The 25,608-nt window shown below is 67.2% G+C and carries 27 protein-coding genes and 3 pseudogenes; 15 read left to right on the forward strand and 15 right to left on the reverse strand.

Translation table 11 applies throughout. The features are described 5' to 3' along the window. The first annotated feature begins 51 nt into the window (after positions 1 to 51). A complete protein-coding gene (locus ON20_RS05555) occupies positions 52 to 1,398 on the forward strand; it encodes an NCS2 family permease (protein WP_040833869.1) in 1,347 nt (448 codons plus the stop codon). A 124-nt stretch (positions 1,399 to 1,522) separates the two neighbouring features. Continuing rightward, complete coding sequence (locus ON20_RS05560) at positions 1,523 to 2,053, forward strand: DoxX family protein (protein ID WP_040833870.1); 531 nt, start codon at positions 1,523 to 1,525, stop codon at positions 2,051 to 2,053. Between the two features lie 329 nt (positions 2,054 to 2,382). On the opposite strand, the gene ON20_RS05565 is transcribed toward ON20_RS05560, so the two are convergent. From ON20_RS05565 to ON20_RS05575, 3 genes are all read right to left on the reverse strand, one after another. Next, entirely contained in the window at positions 2,383 to 4,428 is a 2,046-nt protein-coding gene (locus tag ON20_RS05565; RefSeq protein ID WP_040833871.1) for an ATP-dependent DNA helicase, read from the reverse strand. Between the two features lie 76 nt (positions 4,429 to 4,504). After that, positions 4,505 to 5,065, reverse strand: a complete 561-nt coding sequence (locus tag ON20_RS05570; protein ID WP_040833872.1) for a nicotinamidase — start codon at positions 5,063 to 5,065, stop codon at positions 4,505 to 4,507. A gap of 99 nt (positions 5,066 to 5,164) precedes the next feature. Next, a complete protein-coding gene (locus ON20_RS05575; RefSeq protein WP_040833873.1) occupies positions 5,165 to 6,475 on the reverse strand; it encodes a nicotinate phosphoribosyltransferase in 1,311 nt (436 codons plus the stop codon). A 169-nt stretch (positions 6,476 to 6,644) separates the two neighbouring features. On the opposite strand from ON20_RS05575, the gene clpS reads away from it, so the two are divergent. The 10 genes from clpS to ON20_RS05625 all read left to right on the forward strand — a co-directional run bounded on the left by clpS (position 6,645) and on the right by ON20_RS05625 (position 13,732). After that, positions 6,645 to 7,019, forward strand: coding sequence for an ATP-dependent Clp protease adapter ClpS (clpS, locus tag ON20_RS05580; protein ID WP_040833874.1), 375 nt, complete (start codon positions 6,645 to 6,647; stop codon positions 7,017 to 7,019). 21 nt (positions 7,020 to 7,040) lie between these two features. Next, on the forward strand, positions 7,041 to 7,610 hold the full coding sequence (gene aosR / locus ON20_RS05585; RefSeq protein ID WP_040833875.1) for an oxidative stress transcriptional regulator AosR: 570 nt from the start codon (positions 7,041 to 7,043) through the stop codon (positions 7,608 to 7,610). Continuing rightward, a complete protein-coding gene (locus ON20_RS05590; protein WP_040833876.1) occupies positions 7,607 to 8,671 on the forward strand; it encodes a P1 family peptidase in 1,065 nt (354 codons plus the stop codon). The genes aosR and ON20_RS05590 overlap by 4 nt, the downstream gene beginning before the upstream one ends. 171 nt (positions 8,672 to 8,842) lie before the next feature. Continuing rightward, positions 8,843 to 9,268 (forward strand): M67 family metallopeptidase, encoded by a 426-nt coding sequence (locus ON20_RS05595; protein WP_040833899.1) that lies wholly within the window; start codon positions 8,843 to 8,845, stop codon positions 9,266 to 9,268. Between the two features lie 32 nt (positions 9,269 to 9,300). Next, positions 9,301 to 9,594, forward strand: a complete 294-nt coding sequence (locus ON20_RS05600) for a MoaD/ThiS family protein (protein WP_040833877.1) — start codon at positions 9,301 to 9,303, stop codon at positions 9,592 to 9,594. A gap of 7 nt (positions 9,595 to 9,601) precedes the next feature. Then, positions 9,602 to 10,564 carry a PLP-dependent cysteine synthase family protein gene (locus ON20_RS05605; RefSeq protein WP_040833878.1) on the forward strand — a complete coding sequence of 321 codons (963 nt, stop codon included), beginning with the start codon at positions 9,602 to 9,604 and terminating at the stop codon, positions 10,562 to 10,564. A gap of 215 nt (positions 10,565 to 10,779) precedes the next feature. Further along, a complete protein-coding gene (locus tag ON20_RS05610) occupies positions 10,780 to 11,454 on the forward strand; it encodes a rhomboid family intramembrane serine protease (RefSeq protein WP_438803382.1) in 675 nt (224 codons plus the stop codon). 69 nt (positions 11,455 to 11,523) lie between these two features. Further along, on the forward strand, positions 11,524 to 12,288 hold the full coding sequence (locus ON20_RS05615) for a cyclic nucleotide-degrading phosphodiesterase (protein ID WP_083864683.1): 765 nt from the start codon (positions 11,524 to 11,526) through the stop codon (positions 12,286 to 12,288). 53 nt (positions 12,289 to 12,341) lie between these two features. Next, on the forward strand, positions 12,342 to 13,115 hold the full coding sequence (gene rph / locus ON20_RS05620) for a ribonuclease PH (RefSeq protein WP_040833881.1): 774 nt from the start codon (positions 12,342 to 12,344) through the stop codon (positions 13,113 to 13,115). Continuing rightward, positions 13,115 to 13,732 carry a non-canonical purine NTP pyrophosphatase gene (locus ON20_RS05625; protein ID WP_040833882.1) on the forward strand — a complete coding sequence of 206 codons (618 nt, stop codon included), beginning with the start codon at positions 13,115 to 13,117 and terminating at the stop codon, positions 13,730 to 13,732. Before rph ends, ON20_RS05625 begins: the two co-directional genes overlap by 1 nt. A gap of 44 nt (positions 13,733 to 13,776) precedes the next feature. Here ON20_RS05625 and ON20_RS32835 read toward each other — a convergent pair whose 3' ends face one another. The 6 genes and pseudogenes from ON20_RS32835 to ON20_RS05650 all read right to left on the reverse strand — a co-directional run bounded on the left by ON20_RS32835 (position 13,777) and on the right by ON20_RS05650 (position 18,225). Then, positions 13,777 to 14,121: a hypothetical protein gene (locus ON20_RS32835; RefSeq protein WP_051161715.1), complete on the reverse strand. Its 345-nt coding sequence runs from the start codon at positions 14,119 to 14,121 to the stop codon at positions 13,777 to 13,779. A gap of 205 nt (positions 14,122 to 14,326) precedes the next feature. Continuing rightward, positions 14,327 to 14,452 (reverse strand): annotated as a pseudogene (locus ON20_RS40200) (LLM class F420-dependent oxidoreductase); the annotation flags it as partial. An 82-nt stretch (positions 14,453 to 14,534) separates the two neighbouring features. After that, on the reverse strand, positions 14,535 to 16,094 hold the full coding sequence (gene mdlC / locus ON20_RS05635; protein ID WP_157228702.1) for a benzoylformate decarboxylase: 1,560 nt from the start codon (positions 16,092 to 16,094) through the stop codon (positions 14,535 to 14,537). 204 nt (positions 16,095 to 16,298) lie between these two features. Then, positions 16,299 to 16,850: a cupin domain-containing protein gene (locus tag ON20_RS32840; protein WP_157228703.1), complete on the reverse strand. Its 552-nt coding sequence runs from the start codon at positions 16,848 to 16,850 to the stop codon at positions 16,299 to 16,301. A 34-nt stretch (positions 16,851 to 16,884) separates the two neighbouring features. Then, the gene (locus tag ON20_RS05645) at positions 16,885 to 17,739 is read right to left on the reverse strand and encodes an HpcH/HpaI aldolase family protein (RefSeq protein WP_051161719.1); all 855 of its coding nucleotides are present in this window, start codon (positions 17,737 to 17,739) and stop codon (positions 16,885 to 16,887) included. Between the two features lie 36 nt (positions 17,740 to 17,775). Further along, positions 17,776 to 18,225, reverse strand: coding sequence for a GlcG/HbpS family heme-binding protein (locus tag ON20_RS05650; protein ID WP_040833883.1), 450 nt, complete (start codon positions 18,223 to 18,225; stop codon positions 17,776 to 17,778). 96 nt (positions 18,226 to 18,321) lie between these two features. Between ON20_RS05650 and ON20_RS05655 the strand changes: the two genes are divergently transcribed. Beyond that, positions 18,322 to 18,969 carry a TetR/AcrR family transcriptional regulator gene (locus ON20_RS05655; protein ID WP_040833884.1) on the forward strand — a complete coding sequence of 216 codons (648 nt, stop codon included), beginning with the start codon at positions 18,322 to 18,324 and terminating at the stop codon, positions 18,967 to 18,969. Beyond that, a complete protein-coding gene (locus ON20_RS05660) occupies positions 18,966 to 19,703 on the forward strand; it encodes a dienelactone hydrolase family protein (protein WP_040833885.1) in 738 nt (245 codons plus the stop codon). The genes ON20_RS05655 and ON20_RS05660 overlap by 4 nt, the downstream gene beginning before the upstream one ends. Positions 19,704 to 19,784: 81 nt before the next feature. Here ON20_RS05660 and ON20_RS34040 read toward each other — a convergent pair whose 3' ends face one another. The 3 genes and pseudogenes from ON20_RS34040 to ON20_RS37815 form a co-directional block, all read right to left on the reverse strand. Then, positions 19,785 to 19,898 carry a MerR family DNA-binding transcriptional regulator gene (locus tag ON20_RS34040; RefSeq protein WP_218002441.1) on the reverse strand — a complete coding sequence of 38 codons (114 nt, stop codon included), beginning with the start codon at positions 19,896 to 19,898 and terminating at the stop codon, positions 19,785 to 19,787. Between the two features lie 116 nt (positions 19,899 to 20,014). Next, positions 20,015 to 21,402: pseudogene (locus ON20_RS37810) on the reverse strand (Tn3 family transposase). A 135-nt stretch (positions 21,403 to 21,537) separates the two neighbouring features. After that, on the reverse strand, positions 21,538 to 22,968 hold the full coding sequence (locus ON20_RS37815; protein WP_245547069.1) for a DUF4158 domain-containing protein: 1,431 nt from the start codon (positions 22,966 to 22,968) through the stop codon (positions 21,538 to 21,540). 156 nt (positions 22,969 to 23,124) lie between these two features. On the opposite strand from ON20_RS37815, the pseudogene ON20_RS37820 reads away from it, so the two are divergent. Then, positions 23,125 to 23,328: pseudogene (locus tag ON20_RS37820) on the forward strand (IS5/IS1182 family transposase); the annotation flags it as partial. 61 nt (positions 23,329 to 23,389) lie between these two features. Here ON20_RS37820 and ON20_RS32850 read toward each other — a convergent pair. From ON20_RS32850 to ON20_RS36115, 3 genes are all read right to left on the reverse strand, one after another. Further along, on the reverse strand, positions 23,390 to 24,763 hold the full coding sequence (locus ON20_RS32850) for a hypothetical protein (protein ID WP_157228704.1): 1,374 nt from the start codon (positions 24,761 to 24,763) through the stop codon (positions 23,390 to 23,392). Positions 24,764 to 24,792: 29 nt separating this feature from the next. Beyond that, positions 24,793 to 25,233, reverse strand: a complete 441-nt coding sequence (locus ON20_RS05690) for a Tn3 family transposase (protein ID WP_157228705.1) — start codon at positions 25,231 to 25,233, stop codon at positions 24,793 to 24,795. 78 nt (positions 25,234 to 25,311) lie between these two features. Further along, positions 25,312 to 25,449 (reverse strand): hypothetical protein, encoded by a 138-nt coding sequence (locus tag ON20_RS36115; RefSeq protein WP_157228706.1) that lies wholly within the window; start codon positions 25,447 to 25,449, stop codon positions 25,312 to 25,314. Positions 25,450 to 25,608: the final 159 nt, after the last annotated feature.

Below are 25,608 nucleotides of genomic sequence, written 5' to 3' on the forward strand. Positions count from 1 at the left end.
CGACGGGAGTGTTATGGCCGCCGATCTGTTGACCACGCCCCGGAGTGTCCGTTGACCAGGATCCGGGACGGGCTCGACTCCTTCTTCGCCATCGGCCGCCAGGGTTCGACCGTCGGGCGTGAGGTGATGGCGGGCACGGTCACCTTTCTGGCCATGTGCTACGTGTTGGCGGTCAACCCGTCAGTCCTCGGGGATCAAGGTGCGTTGGGGGAGCGGGGTATCCCCATGCAGGCGGTTTTCACCGCGACGGCGGTGGCGGCGGTGTTCGGCACCCTGGTGATGGGTTTGTGGGCGCGTTATCCGATCGCTCTCGCACCGGGTATGGGCCTGAACGCGTTTTTCGCGTATTCGGTGGTGCTGGGGATGGGGATTCCCTGGGAGGTGGCCCTGGCGGGCACCCTGCTGTCGGGCATCGTCTTCTTCGTGCTCGCGGTGACCAAGGTCCGGGAGCGGATCCTCGACGCCATCCCGTTGCAGATGAAGTTGGCGGTCGCCGCGGGCATCGGCCTGTTCGTCGCGTTCCTCGGGCTCGAGAGCGCGGGAATCGTGGTCGCCAACGACGCCACGCTGGTGGGACTCGGCGATTTCACCAAGGGCACCACCCTGCTCGCGCTGTTCGGTCTGGTCGTGACGGTGGTGTTCCTGGCACTGGGCCGGCACGGCGCGGTGCTGTACGGCATCGTGCTGACCGCCGTGGCCGGGATGGTCTTCGGGCTGGTCGATCTGCCCGCCGGTATCGCCGCGCTGCCCCGTGGACTGGACCGGACCTTCGGCCAGGCCGTCGTCCATCTGCCCGACGCCTTCACCGGGCAGATGGCGATAGTGGTGTTGACCATGCTGTTCGTCGATTTCTTCGATGCGTCGGGGACGCTCATCGGTATCGCCAACCAAGCGGGTCTGCTGGATCGGGACGGCAAGCTACCGCGAGCGGCAAGCGCGTTGGCGGCGGATTCGGTGGGCACCATGGCGGGTGCGGTGATCGGCACATCCACCACTACCGCCTATGTGGAGTCGACCGCGGGGGTGTCCGCGGGTGGACGCACCGGGCTGACTGCCGTCACCACCGCGGGCTGGTTCGCGCTCGCCATGTTCTGCTATCCGCTGTTCGCGGTGATCGCGGCATCGGGATCGGTGACCGCGCCGGCCCTGATCGTGGTCGGGGTGCTGATGTCGAGGTCGTTGGGGGCGATCGAGTGGAATCGGCTGGAGTACGCGATTCCGGCCTTCATCACCATCGTGGTGATGCCGTTGACGTACTTCATTGCCAATGGCCTGGCCCTGGGCTTGGTGTTCTACCCGATTGTCATGGCCGCCCGGGGGCGGATCCGGGAAGTGCATCCCGCCATGTGGGCCCTGGTGGTGGTGTTCTGCGGATACTTCTTCTTCCTGGCGGAGTAGTCGATACAGGGGGGAGCGGAATAGCCGCGTCCGCAGTAGGGTTGCCAGCGACGACAGGGAATCGGACCGAAGTCCGTTTGTTTTCCTCGCTAAGGATTTCGACCTGAGGGCAAAGGGGTGATCCATGACCGCCAATACAACGCTCGAGCGGACGAGCACATCCGAAACCACCTCCGCAGATATCGGTCTACTCGTACTTCGCGTGGTGTTCGGCGGCCTGCTCGCCGGGCACGGCTCCCAGAAACTGTTCGGATGGTTCGGCGGGCCCGGCCTGGAAGCCAACGGTGCCGCCTTCGAAAAGATGGGCTACCACCCCGGCGACCTCTTCGGAACACTGGCCGGTTTGAGCGAATTCACCGGCGGTCTGCTGCTGCTGACCGGTCTGCTGTCCCCGCTCGCCGCGGCGATCGTGATCGGCACCACGATCAACATCATCAACCAGACCTGGAGCGGCGGCCTGCTCACCGGCCAGGGCTACGAGAGGGGTCTGCTCTATTCCGCCGTCGCTTTCACCATCGCCTGCACCGGGCCGGGCAGACTGTCGCTCGATTTCAACCGCCCGTGGGTGCGCGGCGGATACAAATGGGCGATCGGCGCGATCCTGCTCGGGGCCGCGGCGGGCATGCTCGTCCTGATTCTCAAGGCAGTGTTGTAGGTGCCGCCTCCGGCGGCCCGGGTCGGGCCCTCGTGACCTCGGGTCTTTCCTCCCTCCGCGATGCCGCTGACGCGATGGCGCGCCGGTCACTCCAGACCCGGGGTGGGTCTCGACCATCGGGGTGAGGCGTCCGAGAAGGTGTTGGCCGGGTTTGTTGCTCGGGCTCTGTTCCTGTGGATCGCCGCCGGCGCGACGTCGCTGCGGTCGGCACGGTCCCGGGGCGGTCCGCCCGCCGGGTGGGCAATCCGGGCAGTCTCATCGCCGCCACCTCCAGCAGTGGGGGTCGACCGGTGGATATCGCTGCGGTCCGGAATCGGGAGCCATTGCCGTCAGAGGGCTGCCGCGGTGAGCCGTCGAAGGGCTTCGGTGACGACGTCCGGGTCGGCGGTCTCCCAGTAGGGCGGCAGCGATGCGCGCAGGTAGCCGCCGTAGCGGGCGGTGGCCAGGCGAGGGTCGAGGATGGCGACCACGCCGCGGTCGTCGACGCTGCGCAGCAGGCGGCCGGTGCCCTGGGCCAGCAGTAGCGCCGCGTGGCTCGCGGCGACGGAGAGGAATCCGTTGCCGCCGCGGGCCTCGACGGCGCGCTGGCGGGCGGCCAGCAGTGGGTCGTCGGGGCGCGGGAAGGGAATGCGGTCCAGGATCACCAGGCTCAGCGAGGGGCCGGGAACATCGACACCCTGCCACAGCGAGAGCGTGCCGAACAGCGACGTTTCCGGATCGTCCGCGAACTTCTGCACCAGCGCCCCGGTGGAATCGTCGCCCTGGCACAGCACGGGGGTGCCCAGCCGTTCGCGCAGCGCCTCGGTCGCGGCCTTCGCCGCGCGCATGGACGAGAACAGTCCGAGGGTGCGCCCGCCGGCGGCGGTGATGAGGCGTTCGATCTCGTCCAGGTAGGCGGGCGGCAGACCGTCCCGTCCGGGAGTGGGCAGATGTTTGGCGACGTACAGGATCCCGGACCGGGCATGGTCGAACGGCGAACCGACATCCAGCGAGGTCCACCGCACCGTCTCGCCGTCCGACGGGGCCTCGGCGCCGTTGGCGGCCGCGGTATCCGGCCGCCCGCCCGATTGCGGCGGCAACCCCCACGTGGTCGCCAGACCGTCGAACGAGCCGCCGATCTGCAGGGTGGCGGAGGTGAGGATCACGGTGGCGCCGCCGAACAGTCGGCCGCGCAGCAGGCCGCCCACCGATAGCGGTGCCATACGCAGCGTGCGCCGGGTGACACCGCGAATGTCCTCGGCGGACAGCCAGACGACATCGGTACGTTTCGACGGATCGGGTTCGTCGAAGGCGGTGAGTGCGCGTACCGCGCTGTCGTGCACCTCTTCCACCGCGGCGAGGGCCAGTGTCCGCCCCGCCGCGGCGTCCGGATCGCCGCCCGGTGGAGTGGCGCCCTGCGGGTTGAGTGCGGTGCGGGCGTTCCAGGCCGCGTCGCGGATGAGCGCCAGCGTCTGGTCGATACCGCTGGGCAGGGCGTCCCAGCGGCCGGGGGGAAGATCGTCGAGTGCCGCGTGCCAGGCCTCCGCGGCCGCTTCCAACCGGTCGACCTCCTGTTCGCCGATCAGTTTGACGCAGCGGCGGGCCGCGGTGCCGATCGCGGTGGTGGACAGTTCGGCGGCGGCCACGCCGGTCACCCGGTCGACCAGTTCGTGGGCCTCGTCCACCACGACCACGTCGTGTTCGGGCAGGATCTGGATTCCGCTGATGGCGTCGATGGCCAGCAGCGCGTGATTGGTGACGACGATATCGGCGTGGGCGGCCTCGACCCGGGCGCGTTCGGCGAAACAGTCCTCCCCGAACGAGCAGCGGCTCTTGCCCAGACATTCCCGCGAGGAGACGCTCACCTGCCGCCACGCCCGGTCGGTGACCCCGGGGGCGAGTTCGTCGCGGTCACCGGTCTCGGTGTCGGAGGCCCATTCGTTGAGCCGCTGCACCTCCCGCCCGAGTCGCGAGACCGCGAACGCGTCGAACAGTTCGGCCTCGGCCGGTTCGTCCGGGACGGCGCTGTTGATCTTGTTCAGGCACAGGTAATTGTTGCGCCCCTTCAGGATCGCGAACTCCGGGGTACGTCCGAGCGGCCCCCTCAACGCCTCGGCCAATCGCGGCAGATCCCGGTCGACCAGCTGGCGCTGCAGGGCGATCGTCGCCGTCGAGACCACCACGGTGCGCCCGGTGCGTACCGCGTGCCGCAAACTCGGCACCAGATACGCCAGCGATTTACCGGTTCCCGTCCCCGCCTGAACGGCCAGATGCTCCTTGGTGTCGATGGCGTGGTCGACGGCCGCGGCCATGGTCATCTGGCCTGATCGTTCCCTACCGCCCAGCGCGGAGACTGCGGTCGCCAACAGAGCGGAGACAGGCGGTAATTCGGGCACCGGGGCAGCCTACTGCGCCGCACCGACAGCCGTACGCACAGCCACGGAATCCGGCTCGCCACCGAAGGCGACGCCGTCAAACACCTCTGTCGAGTTTCACTCCCGCCCGTCCCAATTGCTCCAGTGCGGCCTCGATCGTGGCGGGGGAGACGCCCGCGGTCAGCCCGAGCAACACCCGAGTGTCGAACCCCGCTTCCACCGCGTCCAACGCGGTGGCCCGGACACAGTGGTCGGTGGCGATCCCCACGACGTCGACCGCGTTGATCTCCCGCGCACGCAGCCAGTTCGCCAGACCGGTGCCGTCGGCCGTCGCACCTTCGAAACCCGAATAGGCGGCCGAATACTCGCCTTTGGAGAAGACCTCCTGCACGGGCGCGATATCGAGATTCGGGTGGAACTCCACACCGGGGGTGCCGACCCGGCAGTGCGGAGGCCAGCTGTCGATGTAGTCGGGGTCCGCGGAGAAATGTGCCCCCGGGTCGATGTGGTAATCGCGGGTGGCCACCACCGCGTCGTAGTGGGACATGCGCATGTGGTCGCCGATCATGCGGGCCACCTCGGCCCCGCCCGCCACGGCGAGCGAACCGCCTTCGCAGAAATCGTTCTGCACATCCACCACGATCAATGCGCGCTTCATGACCGTCCTCCTGATAGGTGCCGGCGCCCGCTCGGTCCGCCCGATAGACGCGCCGAGCGGCCCGTTCATCGTTTCCAGTGTCCCCCCTGACCGTCGGGATCAGGCCATGAACGTGGTGGGCACGGCGGGATCGCCCGCGGACAGTTTCAGCCCCTCCCACGGCAGGCTGATCAGCCCGCGCCGCACCAGTTCCCGGGATTCGGCCAGGGTCGGCTGCTCGACCACCTCGCCCCCGCGCACCAGCGGCACCTGCAGAGCGCGCACTTCGAAGCCGTCCGGCGCCGGACGCTGCGCGGTCGCCGGATAGACGATTTCCTCGACGATCGTCCCGGTAGCACGGGCCACCCGAACCGCCCGTTTGGTGCCGCCGCGGGATTCCTTGTGACTGGACCGCTTCGCCACCGGCAGCCCGTTGACCTCCACCAGCTTGTACACCATGCCCGCGGTCGGTGCCCCCGACCCGGTGACCAGCGAGGTGCCCACCCCGTAGGCGTCCACCGGCTCGGCCCGCAGTGCGGCGATGGCGTATTCGTCCAGATCCCCGGACACCACGATCCGCGTCGACGTCGCCCCCAGTTCGTCGAGCTGTCGGCGCACCTGTCGCGCCAGCACTCCCAGATCTCCGGAGTCGATCCGGACCCCACCCAGTTCCGGCCCGGCGACCTCGATCGCCGTCGCCACCCCGCGGGTGATGTCGAAGGTGTCGACCAGCAGGGTTGTCCCCGTGCCGAGAGCGGCGACCTGGCTGCGGAAGGCGGCCGCCTCGTGCGCCCCGTCCGGTCCGCTGTGCACCAGCGTGAACGCGTGCGCGCTGGTGCCGGCGCCGGGAAGCGCGAACCGGCGCACCGCCTCCAGATTCGAGGTGGCGTCGAAGCCCGCCAGATAGGCGGCACGGGAACAGGCGGGCGCCGCGTGTTCGTGGGTGCGCCGCGAACCCATTTCGATCAGCCGCCGGCCGTCCGCCGCGCTCACCATGCGCGCCGCCGCGGACGCGATCGCGCTGTCGTGGTTGAGCACCGACAGCACCAGCGTCTCCAGCACCACGCATTCGGCGAAACTGCCCCGCACCGACAGAATGGGCGATCCCGGGAAATACAGCTCGCCTTCGGGATAGCCGTCGATATCTCCGGAGAACCGGTACTCGCGCAGCCAGTCCAGGGCGGTGGCGTCCAGGAAGCCGGCGACGGTAGCGAGCTCTTGGTCACCGAACCGGAAATCCCGCAGCGCGTCGAGCAGTCGTGCGATACCGGCGACCACCCCGTAGCGGCGCCCGTTCGGCAGACGGCGGGCGAACACCTCGAAGGTGCAGTTGCGCTTCGCGGAGCCGTCGGTCAGCGAGGCGGCCAGCATGGTCAGTTCGTACTGGTCGGTGAACAGAGCGGTGCTGGTCACGGGGTCGCGGGGTGGCACGCTGTCACTCTAGACAGCCGGGGGAGCCGCACGCCCGATGCGCCGTCGTTCCCGCAGGCCGGCGCCGTTTTCACCGCGTCCGGTCGCGCTTACCAGGCGTTACGGTCAACGGACGGACTCGATCATCCTCGGGTGTTGTGTATCCGGGGCCGCGTCGTACCCTGGGCATATGGCCTTGTGCAAGACAGCACCCCGCTATCGGACGGATGAGGTCCGCGCCGGCACCGCCGTCGACGCCACCCTGTCCTCGGCAGGCGCGGCACAGGCGACACCGGAGGCGGTCGAGTACACCGAGATCCTGGAGGCGGAGGACCGTCCCTGGGTCACCGTCGTCTGGGACGATCCGGTCAACCTCATGCACTATGTCGCGTACATCTTCCAGAAGCTCTTCGGGTACAGCAAAGCCAAGGCGACCGAGCTGATGCTCAAGGTGCACAACGAGGGCAAGGCGGTCGTATCCTCCGGATCGCGGGACAAGATGGAACAAGATGTTCGCCGGCTGCATGCCGCCGGACTGTGGGCGACCATGCAACGGGACGACTGAGCGAACGGCTACCGTGGCATCGTGCGTAAGTGGAGCCGGAAGAACTCGCTGAGCGGTCCCAAGGTGCGGTCGGAGATGGACGCACGCGAAGCCGGCGTGCTGCGGGCCCTCGTGGGCGCGGTCACCGGCCTGTTGAGCGAGCGCGCCGCGTCCGCCCCGGACGACGAGCTGGCCGCTCTCACCGGTCTGCGGACCGGTAACACCACCCCGCCGGACGATCCGCGGCTGCGGCGGCTGCTGCCCGACTTCCACAATGCGGAACCCGGCTCGCCCGATGCCGACCGCGCCGATCTCAACAGCGCCCTGCGTAGTCTGCACGAGCCGGAGATCATCGACGCGAAACTCGCCGCCGGCGCGGTGGTGTTGGAGACCGTTCCCGCCGAGGGCGGCCGGGTGATCATCACTCCCGAACAGGCCGACGCCTGGCTGTCCGCACTCACCGATGTGCGGCTGGCGCTCGGCGCGGTCCTCGAAATCGACGCCGACACCCCCGACCATCTCGATCCCAGCGATCCGCGCGCCCCGCATCTGGACGTCTACCACTGGCTCACCTGGATGCAGGACTCCCTGTTGCAGGCTCTGGCGCCGTGACCGCCGGCGCGCCGGGCCCGGGCAACGCGATCACCGACGTGCCCGGCCTGCTCGTCGGCCACCATCATGTGCTCGACCCGGATGTCGAGTACGGTCGCGGCGCCGCCGCCGGATGTACGGTCGTCCGGGTGCCCGGTGGGGCGGTGGCGTCGGTGGATGTGCGCGGCGGTGGTCCCGGGACACGGGAAACCGATTTGCTCGATCCCGCCAATACCGTGCGCCGGGTGAACGCCGTCCTGTTGTCCGGGGGCAGCGCCTACGGTCTGGCGGCCGCCGACGGGGTGATGCGTTGGTTGGAGGAACACCGTGAGGGCATTCCGATGGATCCGGGCGACCCCGCCGCGGTGGTGCCCATCGTGCCCGGGGCGGTGATCTTCGACCTTCCGGTGGGGGACTGGGGTATTCGCCCGACTGTCGAATTCGGATATCGGGCCGCCGAATCCGCCGCCGACACCTTCGAGCGCGGCTGCGTCGGTGCGGGCGTGGCCGCGCGAGCCGGTTCGATCAAGGGCGGGACCGGCAGCGCGAGTGTGGTGTTCGCCGACGGTCCGGCCGCCGGGGTCACCGTGGGGGCATTGATCGTCGTCAACAGCGTCGGGTCGGTGTTCGACCCGCGGACCGGCCTCCCCTGGGGTGTGGGTACCGATGGTGCCGACGCCGCCGGTCTGCGTCCGGCCTCCCCCGAGCGGCTCGCCGCCGCGAACGCGCTGCCGGTGAAGGGCACCGTACTCAACACCACCGTCGGTGTGGTCGCCACCGACGCGCCGCTGGATCCGGTCGCCTGCCGTCGGCTCGCCACCACCGGCCACGACGGTTTGGCTCGCGCGGTGCGTCCGGCGCATTCCCCGTTGGACGGGGACACGCTCTTCGCCCTGTCCACCGGCACAGCGACACCATCTGTCCCGGATCCGCTGCCGCCGGCGTTCCCGCCCGATCTGCAGCTGGTGGACCAGCTGTGCACGGCCGCGGCCGTCTGCGTGGAGCGGGCAATCGTCGACGCCATCCGCTCCGCCCATACGGTCGCCGGCATCCCCTGCTACGTCGACCTGTTTCCCGGCTGATCGCCGCGAAGTCCGCACCGGATCGACCCGGCGAGAGGCCTCGGGGCAATCCCGACCGGTCGGGATTGCCCGGAGGTGGCTGCGACCTCCCGGGAATAGCCGAATAAGCTGGCTCGTTGTCGGCAATATCGGGTCGGCGACGGCCGAGTAGTTGTGTGGAAGGGTTTGATTGTGCTCGTGATCAGGGCCGACCTCGTCGAGGCCATGGTGGCGCACGCGCGCGCCGATCACCCCGACGAAGCCTGCGGCATCATCACCGGTCCGGAGGGATCGGACCGTCCGGAGCGTTTCGTGGCCATGATCAACGCCGAGCGTTCGCCCACCTTCTACCGCTTCGACTCCGGTGAGCAGCTGCGGGTGTGGCGCGAGATGGACGCCGCCGACGAGGAGCCGGTGGTGATCTACCACTCACACACCGCCACCGAGGCCTACCCCAGCCGCACCGATATCTCCTACGCCTCCGAACCCCACGCACACTATGTGCTGATCTCCACCCGCGACCCGGAGCGCCACGAGCTGCGCAGCTACCGGATCGTCGAGGGCCGGGTCACCGAGGAGCCGGTGGAGATCGTCGCCGCCTACGAAACCGTCCGATAATCCCCGTCGATCCGCAGAACCGAGGAGTACCCATGTCGGTGACCGTGTCCATCCCGACCATCATGCGCACCTACACCGGAGGTGAGAAGCGGGTCGAAGCCAAGGGCGCGACCCTCGCCGCGGTGATCGACGACCTGGAGGCCAACCACCCCGGCCTGTCCGAGCGGCTGCTGAAAGACGGCAAGCTCAACCGGTTCGTCAATATCTATGTCGACGACGAGGACGTCCGCTTCTCCGGTGGCCTCGACACCGAGGTCACCGAGGGCTCGACCGTCACCATCCTGCCCGCTGTCGCGGGCGGCGCGCCGACCCGCGTCGAAGTCTGACGGGCTCGTGGCGCGCTACGAATCCCTCATCGCGACCTTGGGCAACACCCCCTTGGTCGGGCTGCGCAATATCTCCCCCCGGTGGGAGGGCGACAATCCCGTACGGCTGTGGGCCAAACTGGAGGACCGCAACCCCACCGGGTCGATCAAGGACCGCCCGGCCCTGCGCATGATCGAACAGGCCGAGGCCGACGGCCTGCTGCGGCCCGGCTGCACGATCCTGGAGCCGACCAGCGGAAACACCGGTATCTCGCTCGCCATGGCGGCCAAGCTCAAGGGCTACCGGCTGGTGTGTGTGATGCCGGAGAACACTTCGGTGGAGCGGCGCCAACTGCTCACCATGTACGGCGCCGAGATCATTGACTCCCCGGCAGCGGGCGGCTCCAACCAGGCGGTGGCCCGGGCCAAGGAGATCGCGGCCCAGAACCCGGACTGGGTGATGCTGTACCAGTACGGCAACCCCGCCAACTCCCTGGCCCACTACGAGACCACCGGCCCGGAGATCCTGGCGGATCTGCCGGAGATCACCCATTTCGTGGCCGGGCTCGGCACCACCGGAACCCTCATGGGCACCGGACGCTTCCTGCGGGAGAAGGTGCCCGGTATCCAGATCGTGGCGGCCGAGCCGCGCTACGGCGAACTCGTCTACGGGCTGCGCAACATCGATGAGGGCTTCATCCCCGAACTCTACGACGAAACGGTGCTGACCAGCCGTTTCTCCGTGGGACCGTACGACGCCGTGAAACGTACCCGGGAGCTGGTGCTCGAGGAGGGCATCTTCGCCGGTATCTCCACCGGTGCCATCCTGCATGCCGCGCTCGGTGTCGCCCGCAAGGCGGAGCAGGCGGGAACCCGCGCCGATATCGCGTTCGTCGTCGCCGACGGCGGATGGAAGTATCTGTCCACCGGGGCCTACGACGGGACATTGGACGAAGCCGAAGAACGTCTCGAAGGTCAACTCTGGGCCTGATCAGGGATAGCGTGGGGCAGGTCCCGAGGTGTCCCCTCGGCGTATCCGGTCGGGCGGGCCGGCGCATACCCGCGGCCGGTGAGACCGAACCGTCGGTACTCTCGTAAGCAGCGTGCCCGCGCCGGTTCCTGCGGCGGGCAGGTGCGAGGAGGTGGAGCACCATGACAGGTGGCGCAGGCCCGGGCGCCTCATTCGATCCCGATCGTCTCGCCCCGATGCGCCGCCGCCCTGGCGGTGCCCCACTCCCACCAACCGCCCTTCGCAAACCCGGCGGGTTCGCCACAACCGGTCGACAGTGGATCCGTGCGGGGCTGATCGTCCTCGGTTTCGTCGTCGCGCTGTATGCGATCGAGTTCGTGGACGCGCTCACCGAGTACCACCGCCTCGATCGTTCCCTCGGCATCGAACCCCGTGAAGTCGACGGCCTCGACGGCATCGTCTTCGCTCCGATGCTGCACGGTGGCTGGGACCACCTCATCGGCAACACCTTCCCGGTGCTGGTGCTCGGCTTCCTGGCCCTGGCCAACGGACTCGCCCGCGGCCTGGCCGCCACCGCCATCGTCTGGGTGGTGGGCGGTGTCGGAACCTGGCTCACCGGCGACACCGGTTCCACCCATATCGGCGCCTCCGTGCTCGTCTTCGGTTGGCTCACCTATCTCATCTCTCGCGGCTGGTTCGCTCGCAAGGCAGGGCAGATAGCACTCGGGTTGGTGGTGCTCGCGCTGTACGGTTCGCTGCTGTGGGGCGTGCTGCCCGGACAGGACGGAATCTCCTGGCAGGGCCATCTATTCGGGGCGGTGGGTGGATTGCTGGCCGGCTGGGTACTCTCCGGGAATGAACGTCGACACCGTCGTCACTCGAATGCCGGCTCCATTGTTTCGCCCCGGTGATCGCGCGTTCGGCCGGGCATTTCGGGGGATGGGCGGATGAGCGAGACAGCAGCGTGGCAGCATGGTGGGATGCGCCTTACCGTCCTCGGGTGCTCGGGCAGCGTGTCCGGCCCGGACTCCCCGGCGTCGGGATATCTGCTCACCGGCCCGGATATGTCGCCGATCGTCATCGATTTCGGACCCGGCGTCCTCGGAGCGCTGCAGCGCTACGCCGATCCCGGCGAGGTTTCGATCTTCTTGACCCATCTGCACGCCGACCACTGTCTGGACCTGCCGGGCCTGCTGGTGTGGCGCCGCTACCATCCCACCCCACCGGTCGGCCGGGCCATCGTCCGCGGCCCCGTGGACACTCCGGTGCGGATCGGCAACGCCTCCGCGGAGATCGGCGGCGACTGCGACGACTGGTCCGATGTGATCGATATGCGGCCGTGGGTGGAGGGTGAGTCGATCGACTTCGGTCCCGGCCACACCATCACGGCCCGCCGCATGTACCACCCGCCGGAGTCCTACGGTCTGCGGGTCGTCACCGCCGCCGGCCGCACCTTCGTCTACACCGGCGACACCGCTGTCTGCCCGGCCGTCCACGAACTCGCCCAAGGGGCCGACCTCCTGATGGCCGAGGCCTCCTGGACCCACGATCCGGCCAATCGTCCCGCCGGGGTGCACCTTTCGGGCACCGAGGCCGGCCGGATCGCCGCCGAGGCCGGGGTGAAGGAACTGCTGCTCACCCATATCCCGCCGTGGACGTCCCGGGAGGATGTCATCGCCGAGGCGAAGGCGGAGTTCACCGGCCCCGTACACGCCGTGACCCCGGGCGAGACGTTCGAACTCTGAAGACGGACAACCCCCCACTCGGTCCGTCGAACCGCTCCCACTACGCTGGGCGCGTGTCGAGACGAGCCGATGGACGGGCGGATAACGAGCTCCGCGAGGTACGGATAACCCGTGGCTTCACCACACATCCGGCCGGTTCTGTGCTGGTGGAGTTCGGACAGACCCGGGTGATGTGCACCGCCGGCATCACCGAGGGCGTTCCGATATGGCGCCGTGACTCCGGTCTGGGCTGGCTCACCGCCGAGTACGCCATGCTGCCCGCCGCCACCCACACCCGCAGCAGCCGGGAATCGGTGAAAGGCAGGGTCGGCGGCCGCACCCAGGAGATCAGCCGGCTGGTCGGCCGCTCCCTGCGCGCCTGTATCGACCTGGCCGCCATAGGGGAGAACACGATCGCCATCGACTGCGACGTCCTGCAGGCCGACGGCGGCACCCGCACCGCCGCCATCACCGGCGCCTACGTGGCCCTGGCCGACGCGGTGACCTACCTCGGCGCGGCCGGTGCCCTGGCCGACCCGCAGCCCATCTCCTGCGCCATCGCCGCCGTGAGCGTCGGGGTGGTGGACGGCAGGGTGCGGCTGGACCTCCCGTATGAGGAGGATTCGCGGGCCGAGGTCGATATGAACGTGGTCGCCACCGACACCGGCACCTTGGTGGAGATCCAGGGCACCGGAGAGGGCGCCACCTTCCCGCGCTCCACCCTGGACAAACTCCTCGACGCGGCGCTGGCCGGCTGCGAGAAACTGTTCGAGGTGCAGCGGGAAGCCCTGGCGCTGCCGTACCCAGGTGTGCTGCCGGAACCGGCCGAACCGTCGAAGAAGAAGTAATGGCCCGCCGTGTGCTGGTCGCCAGCCGCAATGCCAAGAAGCTGAACGAGCTGCGCCGCATCCTCGCCGAGGCCGGGGTGGACGGTCTGGAGATCGTGGGGCTCGACGACGTCCCGGAATATCCGGAGGCGCCGGAAACCGGGGCGACATTCGAAGAGAACGCCCTGGCCAAGGCCCGCGACGGCGCGGTGGCCACCGGACTGGCGTGCGTGGCCGACGACTCCGGGCTCGAGGTGGACGCGCTGAACGGGATGCCCGGCGTGCTCTCGGCGCGCTGGTCCGGACGGCACGGCGTCGACGCCGCGAACAACGCGCTACTGCTGGCCCAGCTCGCCGATGTGCCCGACGAGCGGCGGGGTGCCCGGTTCGTCTCCGCCTGCGCGCTGGTCGTTCCCGGCGGGGACGAGACGGTGGTGCGCGGGGAATGGCCGGGGACGATCGGGCGGGAACCATTGGGCGACGGGGGATTCGGTTACGATCCGCTGTTCCGGCCCGACGGCGGCGCGACCAGCGCTGCGCAGCTGAGTCCGGTGGAGAAGGACGCCGCCTCGCATCGGGGGCGGGCGCTCATGCGGTTGATACCGGTCCTCACCACGCTGGCCGACCGAACCTCGTGAAGGGGATGCCGGTAAGAAATGTGTCACCGGCCGCAAACGAGTAATCATGGTGTGAGGCAACGGATTGCGGTGCGGCGCAGCCGGTCGATTTCGCGAAGGATCTCGATTCGGTTTTCGGCCCGCAGACGCAGCGGCAATTCGAAATACGGATCGGTCGCGGTTGAGCCCGCACCGGTGCTGAGGCGGTAGCCGCGGCGGGGTTTGGTCCGCGCCGCCCCGCAATGGCCGCACACCAGCCGATGCGCGAACAGCTCTCGCTCCGGGAGACCGGCATGCTCGGGTATCGGTGTCACATGTGCGGTCTTGCCGCACCGTGGGCACTGCACCAGTATGTCGTCCTCGAAGTCCACCAGCCGGCGGCGGTCGTCGAAGAATCGTTCCTGGTGCATGCACCAAGTATGTGGCATACGCCGCCTGGCGAATCCTCCCAACAGCGGCACGACCTCCGATCTCGGATCCGTGATTGTTCCGTAAGTCGATCGGCTTACGGAACAGTCCGTGTCGGCGCAGATTGGCCTACCCGTCAGCAGCTGGCACCCCGGACCATTTCGACCAGGGACGCGGACAGCCTCGGTCATAGGCGCGGCTGCGGCGGTCGGCCAGGCTGAACATGGTGGCGCCGCCCTGCTCGGTGGCCCGTGCGGTGGCGGCCATGGTCGGCCTGAGCGCTTGCGGCCCGCCCGGAAGGTTGAAGTTTAGGAAGTGAATGCCTGATTCCATTGCGGTAGTGTTCCTTTTCATCCTTCGGTGAGGTCGGGTGATCAGCCGCCCAACGGGACGCCGGGTGCGACGTCGACGATGATCATGTGGGGTCCTTTGGCCGCCGTGAATGCGTGCTTCGCTGCAACGGCCAGTTCGTTGGGCCGTCCGGTTCGCACGGCGGGGATGCCGTAGCCCTTCGCCAGTGCCTCGTAGTCGAGGTGGTCGAGGTCCAGGCCGGCACACCGGTGGTGGTCAGGTAGTCGCCGAAGCCTTTGAGGATTCCGTATTCGCGGTTGATCAGGACCAGGAACGTGACGGGGAGCTGCCGGCTGGCCGCGGTGTACAACCCTTGGATGCCGTACTGTGCGCTGCCGTCGCCGCTGATCGCCAGCACCGGCCGTTCGGGTTGGGCGAGCTGGGCACCTACTGCGCCGGGGATGGCGAAGCCGAGGCCGCCGGCGGCGCAGAAGAAGAATGAAGCCGACCGGCGCAGCTTTATTCGGTCCCACATCGCCGGCGCACCGTTCATCGATTCGGTGACGAGGATGCCGTGGAGCGGGAACAGCGGCCCCAGTATGTCGTAGACCTGGCATGCGGTGAGCGTGTCGACGGCGGGCGGGATCTGCAGCGGCGTGAGTGACGCGGGCGCGGGCCTGGTGGTCTGCGGTAGGAGTTCGAGCAGACCTCGCAGGGCGAGGGCGGGGTCTGCGACCAGCGCGTCGCCGAGCGGCGCGCGGGCGGCAGCGTCCGGATCGTCCATGATTGCGATGAGTTCGGCGCCGGGTGGCAGGTAGTTGCCCGGCGCGTACGGGTAGTACTGAAAAACCGGTGCCCCGGCGACAAGGATCAGGTCGTGCCCGGCGAGGGACTCGGACAGCCACCCGATGCCGGCGGGGAGGCTGCCCCGGAAGTGTGCGTGGTCGGTGGGGAATCCGACGCGCGAGGTGTTCGGCGCGAGCCATACCGGCAGATTCTGGGTTTCGGCCAGCGCGACGCCTGCCTCGAATCCGCCCGGTGCCGCGTCCAACCCTGCTCCCACCACCAGCACGGGGTTGCGGGCGGCTGTGAGACGCTTCGCGAGCGCGTTCAGCTCGACTGGCGCGGGCACAGACCGGCCGGTGATTCGGCGTGCCGCCAGCGGTTCTGTCATGCCCGCTTCGGTGGGCTGATCGAAGTCGTCCATCGGCAGAGACACGAACACCGGGCCGGTCGGCGGCAGTGCCGCGTAACGAAACGCCCGAGCCAACGCCGCGGGCACGTCCTGGGCGCGGGGCGGTTCGAATGCCCATTTGACGGCAGGCTTGGGCAGCGTTGTCGGATCGGGGTTGGCCAGCAGGGGTTCCATGGTCAACGTCGCCCGCACCTGTTGGCCGGCGGTGACGACCAGGGGGCTGTGCGCGCTGGCCGCGTTGACGATTGCGCCCATCGCGTTGCCGAGGCCTACGGCGGTGTGCAGGTTCACCAGGGTGGGCTCGCCGGTCAGCTGGGCGTAGACGTCGGCCATGCCGACCACCGCGCCCTCGTGCAAGCCGAGAACGTAGTCGACGTCCTCGGGGAAGTCGGCCAAGAACGGCATCTCGGTTGACCCGGGGTTGCTGAACACCTTGCGCAGGCCCAGCGCGCTGAGCAGTTCCCAGGTGGCCTGGTGAACGGTGGGCATCGCGAATCACCTCTTGCGATCTAGGTTTTCGGGTAGGGCGTGCGTGCTCGGGTAGTGCGCACCACCAGTGCCGGATCCGGGTGGGTGGATTGGGCCCGCCAGCAGATCACTCCGTCCGACCGGATGAGCAGGTCCCCCGGTTAGCGACGCGGATGGATTGGCCTTGGGTGGCTGCGGCGACCCTGACCCCGGACATCTTCCTGGTTAGCTTTCGTCGGGTGGGGTGGCGTCGGTCATGGTGCCGACCAGCAGGCATGGGGCGCCCGACCGGTTGCTCCAGGCGTGGTTGGTGCCGCGGATGACGACGGTGTCTCCGGGCCGCATGAGCGTCTCATCGGTGTCGGTGACCAGGTAGATTTCGCCGCGTACGCAGGTGAGGCAGTCGAGGGTGTCGGTGCGGTGCATGCTCGGATGCCGGGCGAGGTCGGATTGGCTCGGCTGGTGCTTTTGGTGAACCTCTTCATTGAGGTCGGCCAGGACGCGGCGGTGCTCGTCGGCGTCGACGGCATCGGGTGGGATTTCCAGTGCCCGGCAAATCATGCCGTTGGGGAAGGGTTCGCGGCGCGCGCCCAAGCCCTCCGTCTGCGACCGGTCGCCGTCGATACTGTTGTCGACAGGGGTCTCTTGGGTCGCCCACAGCGTGGCGCGCCAGTAGAACCCGTCGCGGGATTGGACATTGGTCAGACCGTGTTGCAGGACTGCCGAGCGGCCGTCGGAGTCGGGTCCGACCACAAACCGGTTCAAACGCGTCGTCACTGCACTGTTCCTTTCAATCGTGGTTGTCGGCTTCTCACGCAGTGATATGCGGTGCGAAGTCTGGGGTGGGGGTTTCGGGTCGGATGTAGGTAGTGCCTTGCACCGATTCGCCGGCGATACGGACGGTGTGCTCGCAGAACCGCCGGAATCCCATGACATCCAGGCCGAGGCAGAACAGTTTGACGCCGTCGTCAAGCGCAGATTTGCAGCCGTCGACGCTGGGATCGAGTACCGGACCGCCCATGACCGCGACGCCATGCCGGTCGGCGGCAGCTTGGACCTTCAGGTACGCCTTACGGATCTTGGGGCTGTCGGTCATGTTGGTGCCCTCGCCCATCGCGTAGGCGAGATCGCCGGGACCGAAGGCCAGGATGTGGACTTGGTCCAACGCGCAGATCTCGTCGATGTTGTCGACTGCGTCGGGGTGCTCGATGAGCGGGACGACGAGGAAGTTTCGGTTGTTCCATTCGGCATAGTCGACGAAGCTGCGGTAGGAGTACCGGGCGGCGCGGGTGGCCGGGCAGATGCCGCGGGTTCCTAACGGCGGAAATAACGCGGCGTCGAAGACACGGCGCACATCGTCGGCCGATTTCACCTCGGGCACGAACAGGCCTTGGGCGCCGGCTTCCATCGCGCGTCGGATGGCGGTTTCGTCCGAACTGCTCGGCACGCGGACCAGCGGCACCAAGCCGACGATGTCGGCGGCCAGGATCGCGTCCTCGATGGCTCGAGGGTTGGCCGGGGAATGTTCGGTGTCGAGCATGACGAAGTCGAAGCCGGTCAGCCCCAGGACTTCGATCAGTGCGCGATTGCCGGTGAAGCACTGCATACCCAGCGGAATCTGGTGCTGGTCGATCATGGCGAGCAGGCGGTTGTCGGTGTCGAACATGGTTGGTGCTCCTTTCGGTGGCAGGGTGGTGGTAGATCAGGTGCCGGGATCGGCTCGCAGGTCACACCCTGTGATGGCCTGGATGGCGCACGCTTCGTCGTCATCGGGTAGGTGGCCGCTGACCCCGACCGCTCCGATCAGGTCGTCGTTCTGGTCGCGGATCAGCACGCCGCCAGGGACGGGCACGAGGTTGCCGTCGGCCAGCGCCACCAGGGCGTTGACGAAATCGGGATCCGATGCCGCGCGTGCGGCCAGGGCGCGGCTGCCCACACCCATGTTCAGTGCTCCGTGGGCTTTTCCGCGGGCGATGCGTTCACGCAGCAGGCTCGAGCCGTCTTCTCCGGCGAAGGCGACAAGCCGGGCGGCGGCATCGAGCACCGCAACCGTCATCGGGGGGAAATCGTTGCTGCGTGCGTGCGCGAGCGCTAGGTCCACGATCGCGCGGGCGCGGGCCAGGTCGATCAGCACAGCCTTCGTATGTGACATCTCGACTCCAAACAAACATAATCGTGTTTATTTGTCTTTCAATGTACGCCATATGTGGATATAGCGCCATATATAGTGTTCGTTTAGTATGGGTATGTGCCCAGACTCAGCGAAAAGACCCGCGCGCAGCGCCGCCAACACATCCTCACCAGTGCGTGGACCTGCTTCTCACGCGGCGGCTTCCACACCACCTCGATGGACCAGGTGATCGCCGCGACGGGGATGTCCGCTCGGGCGGTCTACCGCTACTTCGGCAGTAAGGACGAGATCATCTACGCCACCGTTGATGAAGGACTGTCGCGGGTGCGGGGCATATTCCTGGCGCTACCCGATCGCGACCCCAGCCCCACTCCGGCCGAAACGCTGACCCTGGTGGTCGCCGAACTACGCAGCAGGACGAACAACCCCGACTACGACATGACCCGCATCGCCCTTCAGACCTGGGCGGAGGCCCTGCGCGATCCGGTGCTGCAGAAACGTGCCCGCGCACAGTACCTCGAAACGCTCAACCACATCGCCGAACTGGCCCGCCGCTGGCGCGACGAGGGGCACATCCCGCCGTATTCGGATACCAATGCCGTTGCCGCGACCCTGTTTTCGCTGATGCATGGCCTGATCGTCATGCACCACCTCGTCGACGACGTACCGTCCGATGCCCTGCGCAACGGACTATCGCTGCTCGGTGCGGCCGTCGTCGGCCCCTACACATTGCCCGCCACACGATCACGGGAGGCCTCACCATGACCGACATCAACCTGACCGACATCGACCTGACCGACCTAGCCGCCGACCGCGACGGCTCCCAGCCGCTTCGTGGCTACCTCACCAGACCGCCCGGCACCGGCCCGTGGCCCGGCGTGGTGATGATCCACGAGATCTTCGGCCTCGACGAGGTCATGCGCGGCCACGCCGACCGGCTCGCCGAATTCGGCTACCTCACCCTGGCCGTCGACCTGTTCAGCGCGGGTAGCACCGCGCGATGCCTGGTCGCCACGATGACCGCCATGATGCGTGGCCGCGGCCACGCGTTCGCCGACATCTCCGCCGCCCACGATTACCTGGCCGGTTCTCCCGACTGCACCGGCAAGATCGGCGTCATCGGCTTCTGCATCGGCGGGGGCTTCGCGCTCCTTACCGCGAACGACGGATTCGACGCGGCCGCAGTCAATTACGGCCAGCTACCGCGTCACCTCGACGAAGCAGTGGCAGGCGCCTGCCCGATCGTCGGAAACTACGGCGGCCGCGACCCCTCACTCAGGGGGGCGACCGACCGGCTCGACGCGGCCCTGGACAAAGCGGAGGTGATCCACGACGTCAAGGAATATCCGGCCGCCAGCCACGCATTCCTCAACGACACCGAAGTCGGCCCCCGCGTGCTTCGTCCCCTCCTGCGGATAGCCGGCATCGGCCCGGAACCCGAGTCCGCCAAGGACGCCTGGAACCGGATCGAAAGATTCTTCGCCACCCACCTGAACTGACATTCTTTTCATCAGCCCGCAGTCACCGAGGCGGCGAGAAATGGCCTCGCTCAAGGCACCGAGGTGGTCGGAGGTGACTTCTCAGCCGTTGGTGCCCACGTAGGCGGGCTCGAGCAGTCCGATGTCGTCGTAGAGCCGCAAGGCGCGGGCGGTGACGCCCGACATCCTCGCCACATCCGCGATCGACCAGCTCATGGCGCTTTCCATCGTTCCGTGAGGCCGGTCCGTCCGGCCTCGTCTTCGACGGTAAAGTTGCCGATACGTGAAGGTCAAGCGGGTATACGCCGGATCAGCTGAGAATTCGATCGCTGCTACCCCCCGAGGGCCAAGCGGCTGTTCATGTTCAGTTTGACTTCGCCGTACGGGAGTACGTGTGACCAGAACAGCGGGGTCAGGCCGCGTTCGTCCTCGGCGGTGAGCACACCGTCCCATTCGGGGTCGGCGAGAATGTCCTGGATCATCAGGACGTTGACGTAGACTAGGGCGGCCTGGCAGATCCGCAGGCACAGCACACTCATCTCCTGTTCGTCGCGCCGGTTCGACGCGATCTCGGCGCTCTTGCCGTAGTAGATGATCGAGTTCGCGCCGTTCCAGGACTCGACCACATTCAGGCCGCTGTTGATCTCCCGCTGCAATTCACGACTACGCAGGTAACGGCATAAAAGATCGTCTTCTGGACTCGGCCGAGTTCGATCATGGCCTGGTAGGTGGGGTGGGCGGCGTTGGCTTTCATGAATCGGCGCAGGATCGCCTCGGTGGAGGCGGTGCGGGTGCGGATCGCGGTGGCGTACTTCATCATCTGGTCGTATTGCTCGGCGATCAACTCCCATCGGATGGGCCTGGTCATGGCCGGTTTCAGCCCCGGCCACAGGTCCGGTTGCCCGGCGGCGGGCCGGTAGAGCCGGCACTTGTTGATGCGCTTGATCCGGGGCAGCAGATCGAATCCCAGGAGTCTGGTCACGCCGAATCCGATTTCGGACTGGCCGTGGGTATCGACATAACTGGATTCCACGTCCATCTCGGTGCCGTGGTGCATAGCGCCCTCCACCATGACGTGAACCTCGGAGGCCGAACAGTTGAGCAGCTGGGAGTGGATGACCACCGACCCGTTGCGCTCGACACTCCAGTAGATGAGCACGCCGCGGCGGCCGTAGCGGGAATGGTGCTCGGTGAAGATGTTCTGGTCGTACGCGCCGAAATGCGTTGAGTCGCTGGCGATGGCCGTCGATGACTCACCCCAGATGGATGGCTTGCGGGCGGCGAAGGTGGCGTTCGCGATCTCGATCGCAATCCGCCGCGCCGCCTCGGTGTTCAAGTAGCGGCGACGCACGTAGCGGATGTCGTCCTCGGTGTGGCGGTCGGTGCCGCCGGCCACCGACTTGATCCCGGTGTTCGTGCCGTAGGCATAGATCGCAAGCAGAAGCCGTTCGGCCAGAACGTCTTCGGGCAGATTGCCGCGGTCCGCGACCGAGGTGACCGCACGCAGGCACCTGGTCCGCAGCACCGCTTCCTTGAGCATGTCGATCAGCGGCACCACCCCCCACCGGGTTCCGACCTGGGATTTCATCTTGCGCAGGTTTCGCGGCTCCGGCGCCTTGGGCAGCGGCGTCAGCTTGATCGCGCCCTGCCGCCGTTCCTTGATCTCCAGCCAGGGACAGTGCGGCAGGGCGGTGTGCAGGGCGTCGAGCTCGGCGCGCATCTCGGCTTGCAGGCCCTCGATGAACTCGCCTGCATCGAGGGGTTTACTCAGCTTCTCGTAGTGCTCGATGCGGCGTTCCTCGAAGGCGACCGGCAGATCCTCGGCGGGGTTGCGCCACTTCTCGGCGCCGACGACTCAGATTTCCTTGCACCGCAACTGATCCCGCAACGCCTGGAACGTTGCGATCTCGTACACCATCCGCACCACCCGGCGATCTCCGTGCTGATCGTTCTGGTACACCAGCTTCGCCCAGTCCCCTGACACCCCGCGATGCACCGGCACCTCGTCACCGGCCGGGTAGTACCGCAAGCTCGTTCCCGCATACTTCCCGATCAGTTCGAGCGCGTCCAGCACCGGGCGGTGCGTGGTGTTGTTGCTGCGGAACTGAAGCACGGACAGCAGTTTGATCAGCCCGGCCCGGTAGTGGTTGGTGTACGAGGAGCGCAGCGTGGCCTTCACAGTGCGCTGATACGTCGGCCCCGAGGATTTGAACTCGGCCACCAGATCCCGCAACACCCCTTGCGGAGCGACCGGGAACACCGTGTCGCGCACCAGCTTGTCGCCCGCGTCAACGGTCGCCTCGGCCACCCTGAACAGCAGGTTCTCCTTACCGGTGACCCGCTTGAACTCCTTGATCAGCTCGTTGGTGACCCGCACCTCCGCGCGGGCGTTGATCCGGTGTACCGTCGAATTCAGCAGCTCGACCAGGGTGTCGGTGATCTCCCGGCACCGGCAGTACAGCAACGCCGCGAGGAGAGTCAGCTGTGTTTCGGGTGGATGATCGCGCAGGTGGCTCGGTGCCTCCACCGCCGCGCGCCCGCGCCAGCCGGTCACGATCTTCGGCCCGACATCGGCGAACACGTCACCCGGTACACCGACCGCGCGGACCGCCTCCAGCTTGGCGATCTCGGTGAGCATCGTGTTCAGGCTGACATTGCCCGGGTCCGACCGGATCGACGCCAGCACCGCCGGCCCGTCCTCGGCGTCACCGTCCAGGGTTTCCTCGCCACCACCGAGCGGTGCGATCAACGCCAGCAGCCGCGCTCGGACCGGCTCCTGCAGTCTGGCGTTGACCTGCGCGAACAGCAGTTCCTCACCGCGGTACAGCGCCGAGCGCACCATCCGCTCGATCCGCCCGGCCGTGGGTGGCTCCACCTTCACCTCACGCAGTCGCGCCAACAGGTGCTCCCGCACCCGTTCGCCACCACGCTCGCGCTGGGTCACATACTCGACCAGCCACCCGACGATCTCGTCGGCGTCGCGCACGCTGCATTCCCGATACCCCAGCGACTCCCGGATCTGCGTCCGGTGCGCCTTGCTGGTACGGCCGGTGAAGTCGTAGAACGCGATCTCGGTCCGCTCGACACCCACTTGACGTGCGACGTAATCAACCACGGCGTCGGGGATTTCGGCACGCCCACGCGGAAACCGGCCTCGTTCAGTATAGAACCGCAGCATCAGCCCGAACCCGAGCCTCGACGCACCGCGCTTACCCGCGACCAGCTCCATCTCATCACCGGTCAGCGTCCACCGGTCGATCAGCTCGTTCTGGTCCAGCTCCCTCATCACGCGCGAAAGCTACACCGCACCAACAGGTCCGCAACCTCGATTCACGCAGGCTTCATGTACCTGGTAACGCGTTTCTTACCGACACCCCGATACGGGGGATGATGCGCCGGCAGCGCAGCCAGTGTCGGTGGACGCGGTAGTCGTAGCCTTTGTCGGCGCATCATTCCCCGTATCGCCCGCCGCGGGATCGACGACTCCACCCGCTTGGGGCAGTACCGTTGGAAGATCGAACGCATCCTGGCCTGGCTCACCGGCTATCGCCGTCTGGCCATCCGCTACGAACGCCACGGACACCTCTTCGCAGCCTTTGTCGACCTTGCTGCCGCGCTCATCTGCTACAAGAAACCCCCCACATGAGACACCCTCTTAGCGTGACTTTCTCGTCAACGTTCCTGGACTCCCGACACCGAGCCCGCCGTTACGTTCCCGAGCGCAGTTGTGCATGCAGCCGCTCATACTTGTCGGTATCTTGTTCCAATTCTCCCGGTCTGTACGGGGAAGGCTCACCCATTTGCTGGTATTGCTGCATCATCGGTCCCAGCTCGAACAGGTCCACCGGGTCGATATCCCCGCCGTACTGTTCGAGCTTGCTCTGCCACTGCTCGTAGCGGTCGCTTCCGGCCTTGACCTCATCGGCCCACTGTGATGACGGCGTCAGCAGGTCGTTGTCGAACTCGGCGACAGCGCTCGGCGGCCTGCCCACCTGTTCCAAGAGAAAGTTCATCGCAATTCTCGAATGTCGGCCGTGGAAATCACCCTGCCAGTCATGTCCGGAGACCAACAACTTCTGGAACTCGGCGGCACTTCGGTGCGGATCGAACCCCGGCTGTTTCAAAGCATTGTTGTACCGGTCGCACAGCGACGCGTGGAATTCGTGCGATAGGTCGACGCTGCCGAAGTTCGGGTAGAGGATCACACCTTGATTCGGCAGCGGGACGCCCGGCTCCACGTATGCCAGCAGGGGGTCGTCCTTGATGGTGGCCAGCATTTCCTCCGTGGGCGGTTTGTCCAGCCAGCGAACCTCACGCGCGCCGGGCTGCCCCTCGACCTTGGGGTGCAGCACGACTCCATGGGGTTCGGTGCGGAACGGCCCCGGCACATAGGTGAGCAGCGGGTTCTCCTCGATGGCAGCCAGCTCGCTCCGCGACGCTGGCCGACTCATGGGCCCCCACCCCAACGGCTTAATTCCTTTCAGCTGCCCTGCGTTCTCCGGGTCGTGCCGGATTCTCAGCCTGCGATGTATTTCCTGCAGGAGGTCCACCGACATCTCGCGATCGAGATTCCGCCGCGCGAACAGTCGGGCGTCGAGCCAGCTTGCCCACCCCTCGGGTCCGTCGAAGATCGTTTCCGGCCGCGTCTGTCGGGAGATCAGGGTGATGTCGCGGAACTTGTCCTCCATGAACAGGCTCAGCTCGAGCGCCCGCTCGGCGTCGGTCCGGATGCCGTGCGCTTGCTCCAGTCGGCGTATCTGCTCCTCGATGGGCAGGTCCAGAAATCCGTCCTCGGCGGTGGGATCCGGGCCGTGGACCGGTCTCCATGCAGCCGCGCCGGATTCCGGATGTTCGTCGGCGGTATCGCGGTTCATGTGCGCGGCCGGACCTATCCTGTCGAACTCGGAGGCGAGTCGCTCGTCTGTGTGCGTGGTCCGTTCGAGGCCGCCTCGTACCTCGTCCGGGAATTTGCGGTGCATTCCGCTGAGTAGTGACGCCCCTCTGTCAGCAAGCGCGTCGGCGAGGCGTTTGGCTGCCTGCCGCATTCTCGCGATGGCTTCGCCGCCACCCAACCCGCCCATCGAGATTCTCCGTCGCTGTAACCGGGCTATCAGACAGCGAGGCCGAGAGTGGTGAAGTCGACCTCGGTCAGCATCCGGTTGAACGCCTCGGGTCGCCTCCCGCGTTCGTCGGTGGTGTGGGCGCCGAACCGGGTGATGTGGGCGCGTGGATAGGGCGACAGCGCGGCGAGTTGGTCGGCGGTGGCGGTCCAGCCGTCGGCGACCAGGCCTCGCACGACGTCGGCGATGTCCAGGGCATTGTGGAAGATCACGCAGTCGGCTGGCAAGGTGTTGAACTCGATCGGCTTCTCCTGCTCGACGGGGTCGTTGGCGGCCAGTACGCCGTTGTTGCCGAAGGGCAGCCATCTGGCGAAGCCATGATAGGACTCGACCTTATCGGTGGCGGCGGTGAGCGGATGATTCTTCACCAGTGCCGCCGTACGGATCGCGGTCGCCGCGATCACCCGCCCCCGCCGTATGTCGTAGGTCACGCCCTGACGTGCCCGCACTTGCTTGCGGCGTAACTTGGCCGTCCGCGCTGCGCCATGATCCGGCTCAACATACGCATTCTACTCCAGGCAGCGCCGCACGTGGTCGACAATGACGTCGGGAATCTTCTCCGCGTGCGGCGTGAAGAACACATACAGCACCCGCGCCGAGGTCAACGGCTTGAATTGGGGATAGGCGGTGCGCTCGATCGATGTCACCCGCACACCCTTCCCAGCGCACCGAACCCAGTACCCGCGCACAGTAACGGCAGATGGTCGGCTCACACCCAGCAGTTCACTGGCTACATAGGTGAATAGTGGGATCTGGCCCACTTTCCGTGATGGGTGTAGCCCGAGCGTAGGGGTCGCTTGACTCTT

The organism is Nocardia brevicatena NBRC 12119 (assembly GCF_000308495.1).
GTDB lineage: Bacteria > Actinomycetota > Actinomycetes > Mycobacteriales > Mycobacteriaceae > Nocardia > Nocardia brevicatena.